The following is a 20,455-nucleotide window of genomic DNA, read 5'->3' as shown; positions in this document are numbered from 1 at the left end:
TTAACTGCCCTTTTTGCAGTTTCCCTTTCTTTAAAATTTCCTAAAAGTATGGTACAGTTTTTATAAAAAGTGGTACATTTTTTCAGGATAGATTTATTTTACAAGATGATTTCTATAAATTTGCTTTTATTTTTACTGATAGATAAAATTTTTATCTCAAAGTGAACAAACTTAAATTTATCTCACTCTTAAATTTTCGGCACAACTTTTGCTTACTCTTTGAAGCTAAATTCAAGGAGTAAGCTATGAAAATCTCTTATAACTCCATCTTAACAAAACAACACTACCAAAAACATACAAAAAGCGAAGGCTTTGCAAATTTCTTGCCTAACACTCCAAATATAAATTCAATCAGCCAAACCACTACTCCTAAAAATGACTTTGTTTCATCTAGTAGTATCGACTCTCTTTATCAGGCTAAATTTACTTCACAAGAGGGTTACGGATATAGTGTAGATGCTAAAGGATTTATGGGGGTTGATTTTAACAAGGCTGCAGGCCTGCCACAGGACTTTAAAATCCACAAAAGCACACTTGATGCGATAGTGCTGCACAATCAAAAGCACCCAAATAGTATAAATTTTTCAATGGAAACAAAAAAAGATAATGCGCTCTTTGGAGAGGATAGTTTTGCAAATATCGATCTAGCAAATACCATCAAGCAATACTATAAAATTTTTGATCAAATTTCAGCTGGAGTTATTAGTAAGGGTAAAGAATTTTACTCAAATGAAGATCTAGCAAAGATGCCAAAGGGCTACTTTTCAAAAGATAAAAAAATAGATTATTCCGAATATCTAATGGGTAGGATGACAAGTGACGAGATAGATGGACTAACTGATAGAAGCAATGAAAAGATAACTCATATCTTTAGAACAGCTCAAGATGCAGACGACGCACGTAAGCTAATGAATGATCTAAGTGATATAAATGTAGAAGTCAATGGAAATTTCCTTGACTTCTCTCCAGAAGTGATGACAACTGAGCATACTATCCCTTATATGTGGGTTAGTAGTGCTGGGTATGACTTCAAGCCTGATATGTCTGTGTATGATAATGAACAAGGCTATACAAAGGAGCAAATCTTTGTAGCATTTTTGAAAAACGAGCAAGGTCTTGTGCTACAAGGTGGCACAACAAGGATTACTGATGAGGCTCGCAATGTATATAGAGACACACTCATACTTACAAAACAAGATAGGAGTGAGATAGGCATACCAAAGGCTTATTATGATGAGATACTATCTGGCAAGAAAGATCTAAAAGATATACTAGCTAGGATTTTAAAGCTTAGAAATTTAGAGCTTAAAAAAGATCAAACACTCGAGGGGCTAGCAAGCAAGATAATGGACGTTTTAAAAGAATTTGATGAGAGGACGAAGACAAGAGAGCTATAAAAATATATAACATAGTAGGCATTCGCTCTAAGCCCTTTTAGCTCCCATACTACTAAACATTTTTTACTTTTGCCGATATAAGATATATATTTTAAAAGGATTTAAAATGAATATATCACCAAATTTAGAGCCCATAAATATAAATTTACCCAAAGATATGATCTATTCAAGGGTCCTTCTTGGCGTAGATAGAGTGCAAACTTTAGACAATACAAATTTAAAGTCTGAGCTTAAAGACATCGCTACTAAGCTTATCTCAAATAGCACTTACTCTATCATCCAAAGCGCCAGCACCAGTGGCGTGAAGTCGGAGCATTCTAAAACAGATAGTGGGACAAACGATGCTTTTTCTTATGTGGATATCCAGCGGAGGAACTGGGACAAAAAGGACTTTGAAAACAAATATCTCTTTGGCGAAGATGCCTCAGCGCTAAGGAAAGTGGATCAAACTAGCACCTATTTTTCATCTATAAATTCAAAAACTTCCATTAAGCCCATTGCGGCAGCAGATACTAAATTTACAAATTTAAATGACTATGCCTATGAAAAAACGATAAAAACCTCACTGGGTGATGTAGAGGTCTTTTTGGATCTTTATGACGATAATGACAAACTAGGCATAGGCAAGCTAGATGCAAATGGATTTTTATTTAACTTTGATAGCAACAAGGACGGAGTGATAAATTCTGGTGATAAATACTTTGATAAGCTAAAGGTTAGAGGCTACGATAAAGACGGAAATGAGAAAATTTTCAAACTAAGCGAAGTTGTAAGTGAGATAAACCTTAACGACTTTATTAAAAAGGATATCAGAAATTTAAGCCATGAGGCTATGGACTTTGCTAGCAAAAACACGGTTGATTACAGAGTTAGTTTAAACAACTCAAACCCTTATACTCTATTTTCAGCCGAGTATCGCTACCAAAAGATAGACAAAGAAGAGACTAATAAATTTTTCAAAGAGCATGCAGACCAAGACGGCTGGGTAGATCTTAGGGATAATAAGATATTTAACGAAGAGAGCGGCTTAAACAACTTTGCCTATGAGAAAGTTGGCTTTGACGGCAAGAAAAAGCTTAGCGAGTTTAGCCCTATCATAAAACCTTCTGGGTCTAAACAAGATGAGAGCTTTTCATACGCAGGCTATCAAAAAGATAGCTTTATGAAATTTTATAACGACTACCAAAAAGAGTCTAGCGCTCACAGCAAAGATGTAGAGTGGATAAGCAAAAATTTAAAAGAAAATGATGTAGAAGACGCAGATGATCTCATCTCAAAGCTAAAAGCCACAAAGTCATCTTATATGATCGCTATGCAGAGTGAGTTTGAAAAGGCAACTGGGCTTGATTTTAGCCTAGAAAATTTAGAAAGAGTAAAGCATGCTTTTGAGAGTGATACGAGCAAGGCCGCAGCTGCTCTAAAGGACACAGATAGCGTAATAGCTATGAAGCTAAACAAAAATGGCACTATCACGCTTAAATTTGATAGTGGAAGAGAGCTAGAGGTAAAAGAAATTTATAGTGACACTGGCAAGCTAATAAGCAAAGATGACAAAGATAGCAAAAGAGCAAGTATAAATTTAGATGCTAAGAGCATGAATGATGTAGAACTAAACAGACTTGACTTTAAAGATATAGGCATAAAGCAAGATGATAAGATATCTAGCCTAAAAGAGCTTGGAGCAAAGCTCGTTAAAAACCTCTCTGATAAATTTACAAGTAAATTCCTAATCGGACTTGAAAACGGCAAAAGCATCACCACTAAAGAAATTTACAACATCACTTATCTTGAAAACGACCTAAAATTTAAAGAGCTATCTAGCAAAGATAGGCTTTATAAAAAGGTAGATACGAGAGTTTAGGAGTAAATTTATGCAAACTAAAAACCTTTGTAAAATAAATCTTTTCACAAAAAAGACGATATCTTTGGTATGAAGCTAAAAGGATATTAGATGATAAACGCACTTGGTAGCTACCCATTAAATTTAGAACAGAACATAAAGGTATCAACCAAAGTTGCCACCAAACAAACGAGCTCAGAGCTTTTAGGCTACAAGGTAGATAAGGATGGCTACTTTACAGATGAGTTTAATAAACAAGCTGGCATACCAAGTAATTATAAAATCCACTCAAGCACGCTGGAGTCATTAGTCAGATCAAACGACATAATGGACCCAGACATCAAGAATTTTAAAAGTATCGATATAGCTAAAACAGTTGGCAACGCTTATAGGTTGCTAGCTCAAGTAGTTGGCGAAGATACACTAAGCTCAAAAGAAAGCTTCAGCGCAGATGATATAAGAAATTTCCCTCAAGGCTTTTCTTATGATCGACAAAGCCTGCAAGTAGATAAAAGATACGCTAGTGCTAGTGAGTATTCTGCGGTAGAAGATAGCTTTGTGCATACGCCAACAAAGACCATAAGCACGCTTTTTTACAATGGCTCTTTGTCTATTGCGGCAGACAAGCAGATACATCCAAAAAATGTAACATACATCTTTAACAACGCAAATGGTGGCAAAGAAAATACGGTCATTGGTATATTTATGGATCCACACGGAGAGAAATACACTAACAAAGATGGATCTATAACCAAAGGCGGTCTCATAGCTGGTGTGCTAAATCACAACCTAGACATATACGAGGGCGAAACCACTGCGATAGGAAAATATGGCGGCTATGATAAAAACATCAACACAAAGGAATTTCAAAGGTCATTTAACGCCTTTAACGCTATGTGGCAAATGGCTTATGGGGTAAATTTCTCAAAAGCAGATGATGGTGCTGTCTCTATGCTGCCTGATTATATGCAAGATTATGTAAGACACAGACAAAGCCTTGATAAATTTAGCGACCAAGAAGACGAACTATCATTTAAAAAGATGATGGAGCATAATCTAAAAATGCTAAAGCTACTCTTTGGCGAGATAGATAAAGATGGTAAGAAGAGTAAAGACTTTATGGATAGCTTTTTGAAATTTAGTATGTCACCTTTAAATTTAATAAAAGAGCTAAATGAAAACCCAGCTGGAAAATATCTAGTAGATATGCTCGGCATAAAAAGAGACGTTGATATAAAGGCGTAAATTTAAAAGAAACTAAGGATAGTAAAATGCAAATTTCTAATAATCTTTCAACCCCTAACTATCTCTCAAGAGAGAACATAGCAAGAGAGATGGGCTTTAAATTTAATGATATAAACGAGATACTTAGTAACGATATGGGTCATGGCATGACATTTCCTAAGTATATGAGCCTAGACGATAAAGCTAAAGCAAGGGAATACGATAGATATGATCACTCACTTACTGGCTTCGTAAAAGGTGAAGGAGAGGCGAGAGTAAGCATACTTGGCAAGCTAATGGGCTATGACGACGCTTTTTCAAAAGATAAGATAGATGAGCTAAAGAAATTTATAGATGATAGCGGTGCTTTGGGGCTTGAGAGAGCTTTTGGTGACTCAGAGACTTTATCTGTTAACGAATTTATAAAAAGATATACCAGAAAGCATGGTTTCTCTGACTTTACCTTTGGCGGAACAAAAACAGCCGAGTTACTTGATAGCGATATGAGCGTTGATGAGTTTAAAGCCAATTGGACTAAATTTGCACTAAATGAGCGCTTTGGTTTAGAGCTTGACGAGGAGCTAGCAAAAGAGACTATAAATTCTATCAACGATCTTGAAGCACAAAACGAAGAAGATAAGAAAGAGAAGAAATTTACACCTATACAAGTTACTAAAAAATCTCAAACCTATAAGCTTGAAGCTGATGAGAGATTTAAGGAGCTTTATAAATTTATAAAGAGTGAATTTGATAATGGCAAGAGCATGTTTGAAATTTTAGAAAAAGTGGCAAAGCTTAAAGTGGATAAAACAGCATAAGGGGGAACTGAAATGTTTATTACTACCTACAATGGATCGATGCAATATAAAGAAATTTTAGATGACTACATAGCTCACGGCAATAAAAATTTATCCGCCGAAGAAGAGAAAGCAAAAGTTGATGCTTATATGCAAGGACCATTTGGTGTTGGGTTAGATAAGATAATCGGCATAGAAGAAGGAACGGAAGACTGGATAACAAAAACCATAGATAAAATAGATGGTATGCTATCAAACAAATACACCCCAGAAGAGCGAAAGGCTCTATACGGAAAATACCCAGAAACCATAGAAAAAGCGATAGATTGGGAACTTCAAGGCTATATGGATTTTCTGAGGGATAACTCTATAGACGGCAAACCAACAATAGAAGGTAAGATGATAGGTCTTGGCACAAAAGAAGAGGAGGCTGACCTAAGAGCCTTTATGGATAGCATGTCTTCTCTTTATCCAAACTATAACGATGAATCTCTTAACCTTTTAAAAAGGACTGATCTAAGCATAGATGAATTTAAAACATTATTTGCCAAAGCAAGAGAAAAAGCTACAAAGGATGTTGAAGAACAAAGAAAGCAGATAATCAAAGAAGAACAAGAATACAATGCAAATTTCGCTAAAGAGCAAAATGAGAAGAAATTTAAACCTATGCAGGTTAAAAAGAAGTATGAGACCTATGATATAAACAAGGATCAGAAATTTCTCTATGCAAGAGAGCTTTTAAATTTCAAAGAAAAAAGAGGCATAGACGTCTTAGAGCTTATGCAAAAGATAGACAAGAAGCAAATTTTAAATAAGATGGCTTAAATTTAAAGGATATTAGATGATAAACGCACTTAGTAGCTACCCCTTAAATTTAGAGCAGAACATAAAGGTATCAACCAAAGTTGCCACTAAACAAACGAGCTCTGAGGTTTTAGGCTACAAGGTAGATAAGGATGGCTACTTTACAGATGAGTTTAACAAGCAAGCTGGAATTCCAAGTGATTATAAAATTCACTCAAGCACGCTGGAGTCATTAGTCAGGATAGAGACGCAGTCTGACTATATGCAAAGGACTTTTGATAGCATCGACATACTAAAAACCGTAAATAATGCCTACAAAATCCTCTCCCAAGTAGTTGGCGAAGACACACTAAACTCAAAAGATAGCTTTAGCTTAGATGAGATAAGAAATTTCCCTCAAGGCTTTGAGTATAACCGCCAAAGCATGCAAGTAACAAAAATTAATAACTCCATTCATGAATTTGGCTCGGCTGCGGCTGATTTTAACGGCAAAGAGTCAAATAAGCAGATGATAAGCACGCTTTTTTTCAACCCAAGCTTTAAAGGAGGAGACGGCAGACAGCCATTAAAACCAACAACTGATATCTTTAATAACAACAATGGCGGCAAAGAAAACACGGTCATTGGTATATTTATGGATCCGCATGGAGAGAAATACACTAATAAAGACGGCTCAATAACTAAAGGCGGACTTATAGCAGCCGTTATAAACAATAACCTTGATGTGAGAGAGGGCGAGACAACAGTACAAGGCAAAAGAGAAGGCTATGATAAGAGCGTAGATAGTAAAGAATTTAATAGAGCTTTTGAGCTGTTTGAACTTATGGGCGAGATGAAATTTGGACCTGGCTTTATAAATGCTACTGATAATGACATAGCTGGCATGCCTAAATATATGCAAGACTACATCAGATCTAAAAGAGACTTTATCTATATCGACTTACAAAGTGGCTTTGTCAGCACTCCTGAAGATAGACGTAGGGGATATGAAGAAGACGAACTCTCATTTAAAAAGATGATGGAGCATAATCTAAAAATGCTAAAGCTACTCTTTGGTGAGATAGACAAAGATGGTAAAAAGAGCAAAGACTTTATGGATAGCTTTTTAAAATTTAGCATGCCACCTTTAAATTTAGTAAAAGAGCTAAATGAAAATCCAGCTGGAAAATATCTAGTAGATATGCTTGGTATAAAAAGAGATGTTGATATAAAGGCATAAGGGGGAGTTAAAATGATAACTAGCATAAATGGACTTAGCAACACACCGATACAAGATAACACTATCCAAAAAGAAAATGCAACAGAAAATGTAGCCAAAGAAGGCAAGCAAGACAAAAACGCTACCGAAGAAAAATTTGACTACTCAAAGAATCTTTTTAAACCATGGAGCGAAACTATAAAAGAATTTATAGATATAGACAAAAGCAAAGAGGGCTGGATAGCAGATACTATAAATCGAATTGATAATATGCTGTCTGATTATACCATTCAAGAAAGACGAGCTTTATCAGCAAAAAGAGAGCCAGAAAATATGGAAGAATTTAGAGTTCGCGAACTCCAAGATTACATGGACTGGTTGCTTACAAACTCTATAGACGGCAAACCAACCATGATGGGCAAACTAATAGGTCTTGGCACAAAAGAAGAAGAAGATGAACTTGATGCTTTTATGGAAACTATGTCTTCTCTTTATCCAAATAATAACAAGGAGTCGCTTAGTCTTTTAGATAGAACCGATCTAAGTATAGATGAATTTAAGACTTTATTTGCCAAAGCAAGAGAAAAAGCTACAAAGGATGTTGAAGAACAAAGAAAGCAGATAATCAAAGAAGAACAAGAATACAATGCAAATTTAGCCAAAGAGCAAAGTGAGAAGAAATTTAAACCTATGCAGGTTAAGAAGAAGTATGAGACCTATGATATAAACAAGGATCAAAAATTTCTCTATGCAAGAGAGCTTTTAAATTTCAAAGAAAAAAGAGGCATAGACGTCTTAGAGCTTATGCAAAAGATAGATAAGAAGCAAATTTTAAATAAGATGGTTTGATGGATAAAGCAAAACGAGGATCATCCTCTATCTTGTCATAGGATGACTTAGTGGCGGCTTGCACTAAATACAAAGATAAATTTAAACCTTTTTATCGACAACCTTTTTACCATTTTCTTCAAGCTTTTGCATGATACGAAGCACATCGATACCACGTTCTCTCTCAAGCTCTTGAAGCTTAAGTAAATATGAAAATTTTTCATCCTTAGTAAAGTCATAAGTTTCAGTGTTTTTGCTATGTCCCTGAATAGGCTTAAAATTTTCTTCTTTTATGTCATTTGAGCCTGGCTCATTGTTTTTATTATTTAAAATTCTTTGAGCTTCTTCATTCATAGCATCTACTTGTGCGAAAAAAACTTCATTGCTCTTTTCTAGCTTCTCTGCCATCCTTGCTCTATCTTGTAACCAGCGTTCTTTAAATTCACTGATGCTCAGATCAGCTGAGTTTAACAGCTCATCACTAATATCATCAGATATCATTGGCATAAAATCGCCTGTCTTGCTCTCTTGTATAAAACGCAATAAAGAATTTGCTTCGTCCTTGCTTATCGAGTTATCAAGTCCTGTTGCTTTACCCCAAATGGTTATCCTACCATCAGCTGCAATACCACTCATGTAGTTACCAAAAATGCGCTGTAGAGCGCTATTTGCTACAGCGTTATTGCTATCATCGTTTATTTTATTTTTATCAGGTTGTTGCTCTACTTTTGCTTGTATGTTTTTCTCTTCCGCTCCAGCTGGCTCATACCTCATATTTTGATATGTAAATCCATTTACACTGCTTATCATATTTAAAAGCCTTTTGTATTTCTTAGTTTGTAAATCGACCTTTCAATAATTTAGTTTATATATAACTTATCTCTACACAAAAGTCTTGCTAATAGAACTTATCCTCTCACTCCAAGAATTTGCTAGAGAATTTATATCTTCGCTAGTTGGCTTAAATTTCTCATATTCGTTTGAGGCAACACTTTCTGCGCTAATGTTCTTTGATCTTGCATACATCAAAAGCGTTAGCTCTTTAAGTCTTTCTTTTATGAGCGCTTTTATGCTCTCGTTGTCCTTGCCCACCTTTTCAAAATCCACAAAGTACTCTTTATGCTCTCCAGTGCTTGAGATATCATTTAAGGCAGCACTGCTCAGCTTAGTCTTTGCACTATCACTTGGCAGTGGTCTAGAGCTGCGCAAAAATCCCATAAAAAGAGCCTCTTTGCTGTAACCTTCATCTGCTTGATATACCGACATATCAGGGTTAAAGCTAAACTCATCACTTGCCTCGCTCATCGTAAAATCAACCTCTTTTACTATGAGCCTAACGCCTGCACTTGAAAGCTCTTTACTTAGAGACTTAGCGCTATTTAGATCATCAGTGCTAGAGTAGACGTTTGAGATAGTGGAGCTTGATAGATCTTTTAGCAAGTGTCCTTTGGCATCATAGCGAGTGCCTTTTGTGCTGTAGCCTTTTGGTAGTTTGCCTATATCTGCAAGGGTATAGCTCTTTTTATCATCACCTAAAGCAGAGGTCATTTGATCAAATAGTCTGTAGTAGTGCTTTATGGTGTCAGCCATATCGATGTTGTCAAAGATCTTTATCTGCTCGTCCTTGCTCTTGATGCGGTTTAGCACATGGTTTCGCTCGGAAAATCTACTAAGCTCATCAAGCGTGCTTTTGTGGATTTTAAAGTCTTGTGGCAAACCTGCTGCTTTGTTAAAATCAGCTCCCATAAAGCCAGCTTTATCTACTGTGTAGCCATAAGCTTGAAGATCATTAAAATTTAAAGAGATAAGGCTATTTTGTGAAGAAGTGGTATAAGTAAATTTAGCTGGTTCTTGGAGTAATAGAATTAAGGAGAACACTTAATCACTATATTAGTGAAATATGTACTTCTTAATTCTTTTTTATTTAAGAAACTAAGAGAAAGGGGGTAAAAATGAGGAATTATGAAAAGATAACAGCACTCTATGAGAGATTAAGTCGTGATGATGAACTTCAAGGAGAAAGCAATTCTATTGTAAATCAAAAGAAAATCCTTGAAGAATATGCAGGTAAAAATAATTTAAGCAACATCATACATTTTACAGATGATGGAATAAGCGGAACACAGTTTGATAGACCGGGCTTTATGGCAATGATGAACGGAGTTAATCAAGGTAATATAATAGGTTGTATAATCGTAAAAGATATGAGTAGACTTGGCAGAGACTATCTTAAAGTCGGTCAATGTATGGAAATCTTAAGACAAAAGGGAGTTAGGCTCATTGCTATCAATGATAATGTAGATAGCTTTTATAGAGAAGATGATTTTACCCCTTTTAGAAATATTATGAATGAATGGTATACAAGAGATACTTCAAGAAAAATACAATCTACATTCAGGTCAAAAGGGGAAAGCGGAAAGCATACGGCAAGCTCTCCACCTTATGGATATATCAAAGATGAAAAAGACAAAGATAAGTGGATTGTAGATGAAAAAGCAGCGGAGATAGTAAGGAGAATATTCAATCTGACCATGCAAGGCAATGGTCCGTATCGAATAGCAAAGATATTGGAAAGTGAAAAAGTAGATATACCTGCTTACCATCAGCAAAAATTAGGATATGGACTACATCAAAGCAAAGTGTTTGAACATCCTTATCGTTGGTGCAGTTCTACAATTGTAAGTATCTTAAAGAAACAGGAATATTTAGGTCATACTGTAAACTTCAAAACAAGAAAGCATTTCAAGGATAAGAAAAGCAAATATGTATCTGAAGAAAACTGGCTGATATTTGAAAATACCCACGAGGCAATTATAGACCAAGAAACCTTTGATAATGTGCAAAGGATAAGAGGAAATGTAAAAAGGTATCCCGATGGTTGGGGAGAATATCACCCTTTAACTGGGCCTTATGTATTATGCAGATTGTGGCAGTAAAATGTATGTTCATAGAACAAGTAATTACAAAAATATTCCCTACTACACTTGCAGTGCTTACACGAAAGTACCCTGTGGAACGTTTTGTCCATCTACTCACAGGATAAAAGCGGAAGCAGTCTTAAACCTTATACAGGAAACCTTAAAAGACATTAAAAAATATCTTGATGAAGATCACGAAGCCTTTATCCGTTCCATTTAAAATGAAATGGAAGAAAAGGAAAAAGTAGAGATAGAAAAGACAAAAATAAGATTAATGGAAAGTAAAAACAGGCTTCAGGAACTTGAACGATTGATGTGCCGTATTTACGAAGATATGATACTTGAAAAAATACCAAGTAATAGATATGAGATACTTAACAGTCAATATGAAACAGAGCAAATAGCTTTAAGCAAAGAAATTAAAGACTTAGAGTTTGCAATATTAAGATATGAAAAAGAAACAGATAAGGCGAAAAAGTTTATATCTCTAATAAGCCGATATGAAAATTTTGATGAACTTACAACTACAATGATAAATGAGTTTGTAGAAAAGATTATTGTTCATGAAAGGAATAGAAAAAGTAGTCAAACATCAAAGCAAAAAAATAGAGATATATTTTAATTTTATCGGTAACTATGAGCCACCAAAAGAAGAATTGACTGAAGAAGAAGAAGAAAGATTAAAAATTGAGGAAGAAGAGAGAAAAATCAAGGAAAGAAAAGATAGACTTCATCAAAACTACTTAAAGCGTAAAGTAAATGGAAAACAACAGGAATATGAGGAAAGGTATAAGGCAAGGAGAGAACAGAGAAAACAAGAAAAATTAAAGGTTCTGAAAAGGGCAGGTATACAAGTTAATAAGTTAGAAAAAAGAGATTGAAGTTAGTTAATCTCTTTTTTAGTACAGGTATCAAGTATATCAATTATGTTATTTGCAATTGCATGGATAACAGTAACGGCAACAGAATTACCAAACTGTTTGTAACTTTGAGTATCACTTACAGGAATGATATAGTTTTCGGGGAAGCCTTGAAGTCTTGCAGCTTCACGAGGTGTTAGTTTTCGTGGATTTTTTCCTTTTTGCTCAATAAGTATTTCACTCCCGTCTTTATAATATCTTGCAGATAATGTATTTGTATAAGGACTGTTTTCATTGAACAATGTGTAACCAAATCCATTTCCTTTTATTTTATGTTCTTTCTTTCGTCGTTGATGACCTTGCCAAAGTGCATTTGAAATGGTGTATTTAGTATCAACATTTTGCTCTAAAATATTTCCCACAGAAACATCTGGGCAGGGAGGAATTGGAAAAGAAAAATCTTTATAGTTATCTATTTTATCCTTATCAAATCCAACAATGTAAATACGCTCTCTATTTTGTGGAACACCGAAGTCTTTTGCTTTAAGTATAATAGAATGAACATCGTAGTTTAAATCCTTTAATGTTTTTTCTATTGTTTTATAGGTACGACCTTTATCGTGAGATTTTAGGTTTTTGACATTTTCAAGAAGAAATGCCTTAGGTCGTTTCTCTTTAATAATTCTTGCAATTTCAAAAAATAATGTTCCACGAGTATCTTCAAAACCAAGCTTTTTACCGGCTTGACTAAATGCTTGACAAGGAAAACCACCGACAATAATATCATGATTAGGAATATCTTTTTCAGATATTTTTGTAATATCTCCAAAAGGAGTTTCACCAAAATTTGCCTTATATGTTTTTACTGCAAATTTATCAATTTCACTACTGAATACGACATTTGTTTTACCTGTTTGGTAAAATCCAAGCCTTGTACCACCAATTCCGGCAAATAAATCAATGATTTTATAGGGGGCATTTTCATTATTGGGGAAAGGTACTTTTTCAGGAAATGATAAAATATGTTTCAGCTCAATGGACGATGGCTGACTTTCTCCATTTTCCCATCTGCGAATTGTCCTATCTCCGAATTTGGACATACCAACAGCATCAGCTAATTCTTTTTGAGTCATTTGTAATCTGATACGCTTATTTTTTATTAAAATAGCAGGGGAATTATCTATGACTTTGGTATAATATTCATATATATTCTCCTTTTTATATATGTTATTTTAAGTTTATATTTATATATGTTATTTCAAGGACTAACTGTCCTCTATTTGACACTATTGTACCATATAGAAGAAAATTTTTCAAGAAAGGAAAAGAGTTATGGCAAATATTTCTCTTGATGAATATAAAAACTTAGTTAAAGAAAAAAGGAAAGAAGGCTTTAAACAGCCTTATGACTTAGTTTATGATAATTTTATTACATTAGGATACGACAAAGTCCCTAAAGAATTCTTTTTAAGTAATGCAAGTGAAGTTGTTGAAAAACTTAGAAATAGCTGTTGGAGTGAATTTCAGCCATTAGAAAAAGACTTTACTTCAAAAATGCTAAAAGAGTTAGTTGATGATGAGTATATCAAAACTCTTACACCAATAGAGGCAATTACTTGGTTTGTGGAAGAATTTCCGGAACATATATATGCTTTGACTTTGTCAAATACTCAAAGTAGGAGGAGTAGAGCAGGTAAAGAATTTGAAAGTATTATAGAACTCATTTTGATTGGTGCAGGGATTCCACTTGACAGTCAAGGTAATATAGGTAAACAAGAGTTTGTCAATAAAGGTCTTGGTAAATTGGTAGATTTAGTTTCTCCGGGTGTTTTAGAATACATTGTAAATAAGAGAAATACTGTCTTAATTAGTGCAAAAACCACATTAAGAGAAAGATGGCAAGAAGTACCTGAAGAAATGGGAAGAACAGGTGCAAGAGAAATGTTTTTAGCAACTCTTGATACTTCTATTAGCTCTGATGTATTGAACACTCTATATGAGGCTAATATACAAGTTACAACAACAAAAAATATAAAAGAAACATATTATTCCGATAATGAAAGGGTATTAACCTTTGAAAAGTTGGTTGAAATATGTTTAGACAATGTTTCTCATTGGAAAAATTTCAACTACACAGTAGAACAAAATGAGCAAATGATAGAGCTTATCACTAAGCAAATTGAAAAACACCAAAATCATAAATTTGTAGAAGAATATTATGATGAGAGATTAAAAAACATAAAGAAGTAGACAAATTAGAATTTGTCGGTATATCATTAAATCGCATTTTTTCGATTAAACTATGGAATACAAAGGAGCAAATAATCATGAGCGAACAGAGAATCTATTGCATGGACCTTGTAAAAAAAGAGGATCCGGAAAAGGCTGTCAGAACACCGTTTTATCAGACAGAATCTACAGGCGGATCGGTCTGGGTTATCAAACCCGGTCAGACATTGCAAAAGCACTATCACCACAATTCCGACGATATATGGATCGTCCTTCAGGGAGAGGGAATATTCTACCCCCAGCCTAATGAAGAGGTTCCATTCAAGAAAGGCCATGTCATAGTATCGAAGAAAGACTCCTGCCACGGAGCAAAAAATACTGGAGATGAGGATATCATCTTTGTAAGTATAGTAGCACCTGTCCCTTCCGACTATGATCCTATAAACGAGTGACAGGAAAATAAAATTCCCGTTTGACAAAGGATTGTGATTATACTTGAGAAAGAAAAATGTTTATATAACATTGGGATACATAGCTGTATATCTGGTGATATATTGGTGAGAGCAACTTGATTGGTTGGCTATTTACTAATATTTCAACTGGTGAGCATAGTTATTTATATGGTTGGTTGCTCAGTAGTAATCTGTTTTGGTATGCACTTGCGATTTCTGCGCTTCCTTCTCTTTGGGGTAAGTTTAAGTTTTCGGCTGTTACTACGGCGGGATTTATTGTAGGTATTGTAGCAGGCATAATCGTTGAGAAATACAAGAAGTAAGTCAAATTTCAGTTTGTCGAGCTGAATAATACAGATTCAAGACGATAGAAAGTAAAACATCTATCGTCTTTTCTTATGAAAAAAACTTGAAAGGAGATGAAATTTATGGACAATAAAAACAGAATTAGAAAAAGTAAAAGAAAAGATTGAAAGCAAGTAAGAAGAAAAAAAATATGAAAAGAAACTATCTCAGCTTAAAAATCAGGAAAAGAAAATCAGAAAGCAAACGAGCCTTGAAGAAAGAAAAAAGCGAAACCATAGATTGATAGAGCGAGGAGCAATCTTAGAAAGTTTAATTGAGGGAGCAAGCGAGAAAAGTAATTAAGAAATAAAGGCTATTTTGCAAAGAGCATTTCAAAAAGACTAAGAAACGCAAGGACATAGTATAATTGTAATTCCCTTAGATTTTCTAAGGGCGCAATTATACACCCTTTAGGTGTCCTTGCGACCTGCGGTGCTTTTACCCTTGCGTGGAGCAAAGAAAAAAGCCGAAGCATTTTTCCGTATTAAAGGCAAAAGACAACTGAATATAATTCATTCGCTTTTTTATCATCAAGGGTAAAGCACATTCACTATCGCTCACCCTTGACAATAAAAATTTGAAACAGATAGCTTACATTAAGCCGACATACTGAAACAACAAAAGTTAAAAGTATAGTCGGCTTTTTCTATTGTACCGTTTCAAAACGCTCATTCAGTTTATAGAAAAGCAAAAGTATTTTTAAGACCGACATCTAAAACAACAAAAGAAAAATAAGAAGATGACAAATGCCACATTCCCAAAATGGGAGTGTACCTAAATCAAAGACAGTACTAATCAAAGGGGGTAGTGAAACACGACTTCCTTAAAAGATAAAAGGAGTAACGATTTGTTGCTACATTTTCATAACAAAAGATAGGAGAGAAAAATGGCAGATAAAAGGATGTTTTCAATAAAGATAGTGGATAGCGACTTATTTTTGGATATGCCATTAAGTAGCCAATGCCTGTATTTTCATCTATCTATGAGGGCAGATGATGATGACTTAAAAATTCTAATTACAAAAGGTTTTGTAATTGTCTTTTAAAGAGGGGTTATAGTCATTACCTATTGGAAGATAAATAACTACATCAGAAATGACAGACGAAAAGAAACGATGTATCTTGAAGAAAAGCAAAGTATAACGCAAACGGAAAATGGAGCATATATCAAGGTTGAAAATCTTGGTATACCAAATGACAACCAAGTGTCAACCGTTTGTCCGCATAGTATAGTTAAGGGTAGATTAGATAAGAGGAGAATAGAACAGGTTGCCCCAGTGTCCCTTTATGGAGAGTATCAAAATATTCATTTAACCGATGAAAAATACCAAAATCTAAAAGATAGGCTGAAAGGTCATACAGATACAATGACTGAAAAGCTATTAAGATATATCAAAAGTAAAGGCACAGACTACAAAGACCACTATGTAACAATCCTTAATTGGTATGAATTGGTATGAACAGGATAAAGAAAAGCTATCACAGAAAAATAATCAAAATAAAAGCCATAGAACCTATTCAACCAACTATGAAGACAGCGACAGCCTATAAAAGGTGTTTTTAAGGGTTTAATCATAAAAGAGGTGTCAGACTATGGTTAAGATAAAAATAAGCCTTAAAAACGCATTATAGAGCCTGATGTAGAAAAGGAGACTAAAATTATGAATGATAAAGAAAATATGATTACTACAAAAATTCAAGGGACAGATTTTATCTACAACAAAGATACTCACTATGAAGAAGACGGACATATCTATTGCAAGATTTGTAATGAAAGAATAGACGGTAAGGTAATTCCGATGTTGGATAAGCCTATGATTATCAGAACGGCTTGTAAATGTGATAGAGATAGAGCTGAACAAGAAAAAACTGTTAAAACAAGATAGGTTGAGACAAAGCTGCTTTATATCCAAAAATCAAATAGCCTACACCTTTAAAAATGCCGATGAAGATACAGATAAGGAAATCATCAAAAAAGCAAAGAACTATGTAAAACATTTTGAAGAAATGAGAAAAGATAATGTTGGACTGTTACTTTACGGAAATGTAGGAAGTGGCAAGACCTATGTAGCTTGTGCTATTGCCAACGCTATAATTACAGAATATAGCCATACAGTAAAAATGAGGAACTTTGCACAGATATTAAACGACTTACAAAAAGGCGGCTTTAATCTTGATAGAAACGAATATATCGAATAGATAACAAGCCCTACCCTACTAATTCTTGATGATTTTGGAATAGAGAGAAATACAGAATATGCCTTAGAGCAAATTTACAATGTAATCAATGCAAGATACCTAAAGGCAAGACCAACCATTATAACTACTAATCTTAATTTCAAAGATATAGAAAAAGAACAGGAAGATATAATGCTTGGCAGGATTTATTCAAGGATAATCGAGATGTGTTTACCTCTTAGGATAACGGGACTTGATAGAAGAAAAATACAGAGCAAAGAAAAGCTGAAGAAAGCACAAAACTTAATAGATGAATGAGAGCGATTGGAAAAGTAAAAAATTCTAATCGCTTTTTAATTGCAAGAAAAGGAATGATGATATGCAAAAAAATAATACAGAAACAAAAACAATAAAGAAGATTGGAAAAACTACCTATGAAGTTGTTGTACATTTTAATAAAAATACTACTGAAACAATGCAAGACAAATTGAAACGCATAATGCTTAGAGAAATTGAGAGTGAAAAACATCAAAAAAATGATAAAAATGATTAGAAAGTCCTTGACAAGTTGTTACAGGTTTGGCTCGCTAATCTTTTCTTTGGTCTTTTGGTTAAAAATATCACTAAAATTTGCAGACCTGCCTTGTTTGTGCTGTTGCTTAGTGTATGAATTTATATTGGTGCTTAAGATGCTAATATCATTCGTGGTTTGCCTCCTAGCTTCTTGCTTTTTAAGTTTTAATTAAAGTAACCATAAAATAATTGACTATCCAAATTTATCAGTCAAAATAAACAAGTGACAAATATGCCAATCACAAAAATTACAAAAATTTACTTTTACTAAGTCATTCTTTGGTGGGACTGATTTAATTCCAGTATGCGCCAAAATTCAATTCAGATATTAGGGCGAGCATACTCTATGTAGCTACAAAATGTTACCATTTGTTGCTCCATAGAGGCTCGCAAGGAGAGCTTGCCGCTCCCTTGACCCACGCTAAAAAATATTTTCTTAATTAAAAATGGCCATGCAGGATAGGCTATTTTTAATAAAATATTAAGTTTACTAAGGGTAGCCATAAGTATAAAAAATAATTAGACTAAATTATTTTTTGTGGTCTGCAAAATATATTTTAGTAGATTTTTAAAATGGCAACGTAACAAATAAGGTTTTTTGGAAGTAATAAATGAGATGGTTTGTCTAATAAACTTAATATAGTCGCTAAATTTAAAACATATCTTCTAGGCTTTGAGTTTTTTCCTTGCATACATCACTTACATGGTGATGTATGCTGGTTTTTTTGGAGTATTCACGCTCCTCTATAAATTCTCTACATATTCTTGTAGCATCTTGTGCTCTATCTGTAAGCTCTCGTATGCTTCTCTCAAATTTTGGAATTTTTCTTCTGAATTTTTTAATTTTTCTTCCAAGCAAGATATTGAACTCTCGTACATATCTCTTTGTTGCTGCAAAGATTCCGTTAAGGCGTCGTTGCAATCTTTGTTCAAGCTCTTGACTTTCTTTATTAGCGCTGTCACATTTGTCCGTAATATCACAAGCTCCTTCTCGCAGTCTTGTTGCAAATTCATTATTTCTAATTCGTGTCTGTTCCTTTCGTCTTCGATCATCTTGGTCAAGCGCTCGTTCTCTTCTAGCAATGCTTTCTCTAATGCTGTCATCCTCTACTCCATTTTCATTAATATAAATTTCCTGCGCTCGTTCTCTGTTATCTCTTCGTCTTTTGGAATTGATATGTAATATTCCCTCTGGGTCTTGTCTGCAGTAGGTTGGCTGTATCTCCATTGTTTTGGTATCGTCCAAGCTACTTCTTCCTTTAATATCATTGCGTGCACTACCCAGCCAATTGCTATTCCCAAAATTAGTGCGGTAGCAACTGATAGCGAGATTATCACCGATCTGTCCTTGTGATGCAAGGATATTGTTTTTTGAAGTTCTTTCGACATATCTTTCTTGATTAAATCTATCTCTTTTAACAATAAGCTCCTCAAGTTTTCGCCTATTTTCTCTGCACTCTGCTTGTGTATTTCTATCATGGAATTCTCTAATTCTTCTGCTTGAGCTTTGGCTGAGTTCTCCAAGTCTTTGAGCACTGGTGAAGTCTGCATCGTATATTCCTCCTTTTAGACGATTTTTTGTTTTTTTAGTAGGCAGTATGATCGTTATGCCTTTTTTGTTGATCCTGGTTATTTCGATACCATTTTGTTTAAGAAGTTCAATCATGTGGTCTCTATTTTTTAATATAGCCTTGCTTAACCAGATCGTGCAGCTTTTGGTCGAGCTCTTCCAAATTTTTATAATGATTGATGTTTTTCTTGCTAGACAATATAGTTTGCTCTTTTGCTGGATCATCTGGACTTGATAGTCCATACTCATCGTTAATGATCTTTTTAATTAGATCTATTCTAGTTTGATCATATTTAGCAAAATAAGGATTAAATGACCTGTCTGTTTCAAGATCTATCTTAGGGATAAGGAAATTTAACTCAAGCCGTCCATCCTTATCAGAATGCTCTACCCATAATACATTTGTACGTTCAAGCATATATTCACCCAAAAGAGCACGTTCAAAATCCTTAATGATTTTTAGTTTTTGCTCTTCAGTCAAAAAGTCATACTTCTCTTCAAATGATAAAACACCAAAACAGGTCTTTTGTTTATAGGTGATGCCTTTTATAATAGCTCTAGTTAAATTTTCATCACCTTTTATAACTCTTGCTGTTCCAGCAGCTTTTCTCTCATTTAAAAGATAATTTATGCTCCCAAGGCCACCACCAGTATAAGTACGAAGAAATTTAACTAGCATCACTAGTGCCTTTATTTGTATTGATGCAAAGTAAATCAAGCAACATATTATTTACCCAATGCTTCATACACTTTATGTAAGACATCATTATCGTCCGCTATGATCTCAATACCAACTCTATCTAGGCTTTGCCCACTATTTAATTTGGCAGCTATTTGGTTCATGTTTTGTCCATGTCTAGATAGTTCAGCTAAAAGCTCTCTCATAATTGGTGCATAAATCTGCTTAGACAACATAGCTCTTAGGGCAAATTTTGAGAAAGTTAGGCCACTTTCTTGTAATTTATCATTAATTACCAACCATTCTGCATTACTTAGCCTAAGTCTTTTAGTTATGACTTTGGTTACCTTGCGTTTTTTTATCTTTTCAGAACTCACGTAAATTTACTCCTAATCCAAGAAGAAGCCACTCAAAAATCCTATGTCATAAAATTTTTGGCAGACTTGCTCTTTAAATATCTTTTAAGATTATTTTATAAAATTTCACAGCCTAAAACAAGGAATCTGATAGGCTTCAGGCCGCTAAAATGCGTGTTTTTTAAAAATACTATGAAATATATAATAT

Annotated in this window: 24 protein-coding genes and 1 pseudogene; 19 read left to right on the top strand and 6 right to left on the bottom strand. The window is 34.3% G+C overall.

The annotated features are described in order from the left end of the window. The first annotated feature begins 245 nt into the window (after nucleotides 1-245). The 7 genes from G6W43_RS08930 to G6W43_RS08900 all read left to right on the top strand — a co-directional run bounded on the left by G6W43_RS08930 (nucleotide 246) and on the right by G6W43_RS08900 (nucleotide 8,109). The gene (locus G6W43_RS08930; protein ID WP_194169628.1) at nucleotides 246-1,397 is read left to right on the top strand and encodes a Cj0814 family flagellar-dependent secreted protein; all 1,152 of its coding nucleotides are present in this window, start codon (nucleotides 246-248) and stop codon (nucleotides 1,395-1,397) included. Nucleotides 1,398-1,503: 106 nt separating this feature from the next. Then, nucleotides 1,504-3,258 carry a response regulator gene (locus G6W43_RS08925; protein WP_194169627.1) on the top strand — a complete coding sequence of 585 codons (1,755 nt, stop codon included), beginning with the start codon at nucleotides 1,504-1,506 and terminating at the stop codon, nucleotides 3,256-3,258. Nucleotides 3,259-3,348: 90 nt separating this feature from the next. After that, the gene (locus G6W43_RS08920; RefSeq protein WP_194169626.1) at nucleotides 3,349-4,482 is read left to right on the top strand and encodes a Cj0814 family flagellar-dependent secreted protein; all 1,134 of its coding nucleotides are present in this window, start codon (nucleotides 3,349-3,351) and stop codon (nucleotides 4,480-4,482) included. 26 nt (nucleotides 4,483-4,508) lie between these two features. Further along, nucleotides 4,509-5,279, top strand: coding sequence for a hypothetical protein (locus G6W43_RS10535; protein ID WP_069174572.1), 771 nt, complete (start codon nucleotides 4,509-4,511; stop codon nucleotides 5,277-5,279). A 12-nt stretch (nucleotides 5,280-5,291) separates the two neighbouring features. Further along, nucleotides 5,292-6,083 carry a cell surface protein gene (locus tag G6W43_RS08910; RefSeq protein WP_413784197.1) on the top strand — a complete coding sequence of 264 codons (792 nt, stop codon included), beginning with the start codon at nucleotides 5,292-5,294 and terminating at the stop codon, nucleotides 6,081-6,083. Nucleotides 6,084-6,099: 16 nt separating this feature from the next. Beyond that, complete coding sequence (locus G6W43_RS08905) at nucleotides 6,100-7,281, top strand: Cj0814 family flagellar-dependent secreted protein (protein ID WP_194169625.1); 1,182 nt, start codon at nucleotides 6,100-6,102, stop codon at nucleotides 7,279-7,281. Between the two features lie 12 nt (nucleotides 7,282-7,293). Further along, nucleotides 7,294-8,109 carry a cell surface protein gene (locus tag G6W43_RS08900; protein ID WP_194169624.1) on the top strand — a complete coding sequence of 272 codons (816 nt, stop codon included), beginning with the start codon at nucleotides 7,294-7,296 and terminating at the stop codon, nucleotides 8,107-8,109. An 81-nt stretch (nucleotides 8,110-8,190) separates the two neighbouring features. Here the strand turns inward: G6W43_RS08900 and G6W43_RS08895 are convergent, their stop codons facing one another. Then, complete coding sequence (locus G6W43_RS08895) at nucleotides 8,191-8,898, bottom strand: hypothetical protein (protein WP_107916396.1); 708 nt, start codon at nucleotides 8,896-8,898, stop codon at nucleotides 8,191-8,193. A gap of 72 nt (nucleotides 8,899-8,970) precedes the next feature. Further along, the gene (locus G6W43_RS08890) at nucleotides 8,971-9,966 is read right to left on the bottom strand and encodes a Cj0814 family flagellar-dependent secreted protein (protein ID WP_342672232.1); all 996 of its coding nucleotides are present in this window, start codon (nucleotides 9,964-9,966) and stop codon (nucleotides 8,971-8,973) included. 74 nt (nucleotides 9,967-10,040) lie between these two features. On the opposite strand from G6W43_RS08890, the gene G6W43_RS10920 reads away from it, so the two are divergent. From G6W43_RS10920 to G6W43_RS10905, 4 genes are read left to right on the top strand one after another with little or no spacing between them, the layout of a single operon-like run. Then, nucleotides 10,041-11,024: a recombinase family protein gene (locus G6W43_RS10920; RefSeq protein ID WP_428844944.1), complete on the top strand. Its 984-nt coding sequence runs from the start codon at nucleotides 10,041-10,043 to the stop codon at nucleotides 11,022-11,024. Beyond that, nucleotides 10,999-11,226: a zinc ribbon domain-containing protein gene (locus tag G6W43_RS10915; RefSeq protein ID WP_428844943.1), complete on the top strand. Its 228-nt coding sequence runs from the start codon at nucleotides 10,999-11,001 to the stop codon at nucleotides 11,224-11,226. Before G6W43_RS10920 ends, G6W43_RS10915 begins: the two co-directional genes overlap by 26 nt. 6 nt (nucleotides 11,227-11,232) lie before the next feature. Further along, nucleotides 11,233-11,628: a DUF4368 domain-containing protein gene (locus tag G6W43_RS10910; RefSeq protein ID WP_009295471.1), complete on the top strand. Its 396-nt coding sequence runs from the start codon at nucleotides 11,233-11,235 to the stop codon at nucleotides 11,626-11,628. Continuing rightward, nucleotides 11,570-11,887, top strand: coding sequence for a hypothetical protein (locus G6W43_RS10905; RefSeq protein WP_428844942.1), 318 nt, complete (start codon nucleotides 11,570-11,572; stop codon nucleotides 11,885-11,887). Before G6W43_RS10910 ends, G6W43_RS10905 begins: the two co-directional genes overlap by 59 nt. Nucleotides 11,888-11,889: 2 nt before the next feature. Here the strand turns inward: G6W43_RS10905 and dcm are convergent, their stop codons facing one another. Next, nucleotides 11,890-12,999 (bottom strand): DNA (cytosine-5-)-methyltransferase, encoded by a 1,110-nt coding sequence (gene dcm / locus G6W43_RS08875; protein WP_242047650.1) that lies wholly within the window; start codon nucleotides 12,997-12,999, stop codon nucleotides 11,890-11,892. Between the two features lie 199 nt (nucleotides 13,000-13,198). Between dcm and G6W43_RS08870 the strand changes: the two genes are divergently transcribed. The 8 genes and pseudogenes from G6W43_RS08870 to G6W43_RS08845 all read left to right on the top strand — a co-directional run bounded on the left by G6W43_RS08870 (nucleotide 13,199) and on the right by G6W43_RS08845 (nucleotide 17,622). Further along, the gene (locus tag G6W43_RS08870; RefSeq protein WP_009495139.1) at nucleotides 13,199-14,116 is read left to right on the top strand and encodes a type II restriction endonuclease; all 918 of its coding nucleotides are present in this window, start codon (nucleotides 13,199-13,201) and stop codon (nucleotides 14,114-14,116) included. A 77-nt stretch (nucleotides 14,117-14,193) separates the two neighbouring features. After that, entirely contained in the window at nucleotides 14,194-14,547 is a 354-nt protein-coding gene (locus tag G6W43_RS08865) for a cupin domain-containing protein (RefSeq protein WP_009295467.1), read from the top strand. Between the two features lie 501 nt (nucleotides 14,548-15,048). Next, nucleotides 15,049-15,195 (top strand): annotated as a pseudogene (locus tag G6W43_RS10695) (DUF3847 domain-containing protein); the annotation flags it as partial. Nucleotides 15,196-16,006: 811 nt separating this feature from the next. Beyond that, on the top strand, nucleotides 16,007-16,351 hold the full coding sequence (locus G6W43_RS10525) for a hypothetical protein (protein ID WP_009295465.1): 345 nt from the start codon (nucleotides 16,007-16,009) through the stop codon (nucleotides 16,349-16,351). A 201-nt stretch (nucleotides 16,352-16,552) separates the two neighbouring features. Then, on the top strand, nucleotides 16,553-16,777 hold the full coding sequence (locus tag G6W43_RS10900; RefSeq protein ID WP_009295464.1) for a hypothetical protein: 225 nt from the start codon (nucleotides 16,553-16,555) through the stop codon (nucleotides 16,775-16,777). Then, on the top strand, nucleotides 16,731-17,090 hold the full coding sequence (locus G6W43_RS10895) for an ATP-binding protein (protein WP_009295463.1): 360 nt from the start codon (nucleotides 16,731-16,733) through the stop codon (nucleotides 17,088-17,090). The genes G6W43_RS10900 and G6W43_RS10895 overlap by 47 nt, the downstream gene beginning before the upstream one ends. Next, nucleotides 17,091-17,387: an ATP-binding protein gene (locus G6W43_RS10890; protein ID WP_107698022.1), complete on the top strand. Its 297-nt coding sequence runs from the start codon at nucleotides 17,091-17,093 to the stop codon at nucleotides 17,385-17,387. It abuts the gene before it with no gap. Between the two features lie 61 nt (nucleotides 17,388-17,448). Next, nucleotides 17,449-17,622 carry a transposon-encoded TnpW family protein gene (locus tag G6W43_RS08845; protein ID WP_009295461.1) on the top strand — a complete coding sequence of 58 codons (174 nt, stop codon included), beginning with the start codon at nucleotides 17,449-17,451 and terminating at the stop codon, nucleotides 17,620-17,622. A gap of 672 nt (nucleotides 17,623-18,294) precedes the next feature. On the opposite strand, the gene G6W43_RS10675 is transcribed toward G6W43_RS08845, so the two are convergent. From G6W43_RS10675 to G6W43_RS08835, 3 genes are read right to left on the bottom strand one after another with little or no spacing between them, the layout of a single operon-like run. After that, on the bottom strand, nucleotides 18,295-19,308 hold the full coding sequence (locus G6W43_RS10675; protein WP_242040020.1) for a hypothetical protein: 1,014 nt from the start codon (nucleotides 19,306-19,308) through the stop codon (nucleotides 18,295-18,297). A 7-nt stretch (nucleotides 19,309-19,315) separates the two neighbouring features. Beyond that, entirely contained in the window at nucleotides 19,316-19,891 is a 576-nt protein-coding gene (locus tag G6W43_RS10670) for a relaxase/mobilization nuclease domain-containing protein (RefSeq protein WP_242040021.1), read from the bottom strand. A 47-nt stretch (nucleotides 19,892-19,938) separates the two neighbouring features. Beyond that, nucleotides 19,939-20,268, bottom strand: a complete 330-nt coding sequence (locus G6W43_RS08835; RefSeq protein ID WP_072595324.1) for a plasmid mobilization protein — start codon at nucleotides 20,266-20,268, stop codon at nucleotides 19,939-19,941. Nucleotides 20,269-20,455: the final 187 nt, after the last annotated feature.

It is taken from the genome of Campylobacter concisus, from assembly GCF_015229965.1.
Classification (GTDB): domain Bacteria; phylum Campylobacterota; class Campylobacteria; order Campylobacterales; family Campylobacteraceae; genus Campylobacter_A; species Campylobacter_A concisus_BD.
This window is presented reverse-complemented; position numbering and strand designations above follow the sequence as displayed.

Excerpts from the sequence above, each read along its gene's own strand:
- G6W43_RS10915 (WP_428844943.1), top strand. The coding sequence starts at position 10,999 with ATGTATTATGCAGATTGTGGCAGTAAAATGTATGTTCATAGAACAAGT.
- G6W43_RS10525 (WP_009295465.1), top strand. The coding sequence starts at position 16,007 with ATGTATCTTGAAGAAAAGCAAAGTATAACGCAAACGGAAAATGGAGCA.
- G6W43_RS08920 (WP_194169626.1), top strand. The coding sequence starts at position 3,349 with ATGATAAACGCACTTGGTAGCTACCCATTAAATTTAGAACAGAACATA.
- dcm (WP_242047650.1), bottom strand. The coding sequence starts at position 12,999 with ATGACTCAAAAAGAATTAGCTGATGCTGTTGGTATGTCCAAATTCGGA.
- G6W43_RS10910 (WP_009295471.1), top strand. The coding sequence starts at position 11,233 with ATGGAAGAAAAGGAAAAAGTAGAGATAGAAAAGACAAAAATAAGATTA.
- G6W43_RS08895 (WP_107916396.1), bottom strand. The coding sequence starts at position 8,898 with ATGATAAGCAGTGTAAATGGATTTACATATCAAAATATGAGGTATGAG.
- G6W43_RS10900 (WP_009295464.1), top strand. The coding sequence starts at position 16,553 with ATGAATGATAAAGAAAATATGATTACTACAAAAATTCAAGGGACAGAT.
- G6W43_RS10670 (WP_242040021.1), bottom strand. The coding sequence starts at position 19,891 with ATGCTAGTTAAATTTCTTCGTACTTATACTGGTGGTGGCCTTGGGAGC.
- G6W43_RS08865 (WP_009295467.1), top strand. The coding sequence starts at position 14,194 with ATGAGCGAACAGAGAATCTATTGCATGGACCTTGTAAAAAAAGAGGAT.
- G6W43_RS08845 (WP_009295461.1), top strand. The coding sequence starts at position 17,449 with ATGCAAAAAAATAATACAGAAACAAAAACAATAAAGAAGATTGGAAAA.
- G6W43_RS08910 (WP_413784197.1), top strand. The coding sequence starts at position 5,292 with ATGTTTATTACTACCTACAATGGATCGATGCAATATAAAGAAATTTTA.
- G6W43_RS10905 (WP_428844942.1), top strand. The coding sequence starts at position 11,570 with ATGAAAGGAATAGAAAAAGTAGTCAAACATCAAAGCAAAAAAATAGAG.
- G6W43_RS08930 (WP_194169628.1), top strand. The coding sequence starts at position 246 with ATGAAAATCTCTTATAACTCCATCTTAACAAAACAACACTACCAAAAA.
- G6W43_RS10535 (WP_069174572.1), top strand. The coding sequence starts at position 4,509 with ATGCAAATTTCTAATAATCTTTCAACCCCTAACTATCTCTCAAGAGAG.
- G6W43_RS10920 (WP_428844944.1), top strand. The coding sequence starts at position 10,041 with ATGAGGAATTATGAAAAGATAACAGCACTCTATGAGAGATTAAGTCGT.
- G6W43_RS08905 (WP_194169625.1), top strand. The coding sequence starts at position 6,100 with ATGATAAACGCACTTAGTAGCTACCCCTTAAATTTAGAGCAGAACATA.
- G6W43_RS08925 (WP_194169627.1), top strand. The coding sequence starts at position 1,504 with ATGAATATATCACCAAATTTAGAGCCCATAAATATAAATTTACCCAAA.
- G6W43_RS08870 (WP_009495139.1), top strand. The coding sequence starts at position 13,199 with ATGGCAAATATTTCTCTTGATGAATATAAAAACTTAGTTAAAGAAAAA.
- G6W43_RS08900 (WP_194169624.1), top strand. The coding sequence starts at position 7,294 with ATGATAACTAGCATAAATGGACTTAGCAACACACCGATACAAGATAAC.
- G6W43_RS10675 (WP_242040020.1), bottom strand. The coding sequence starts at position 19,308 with ATGATTGAACTTCTTAAACAAAATGGTATCGAAATAACCAGGATCAAC.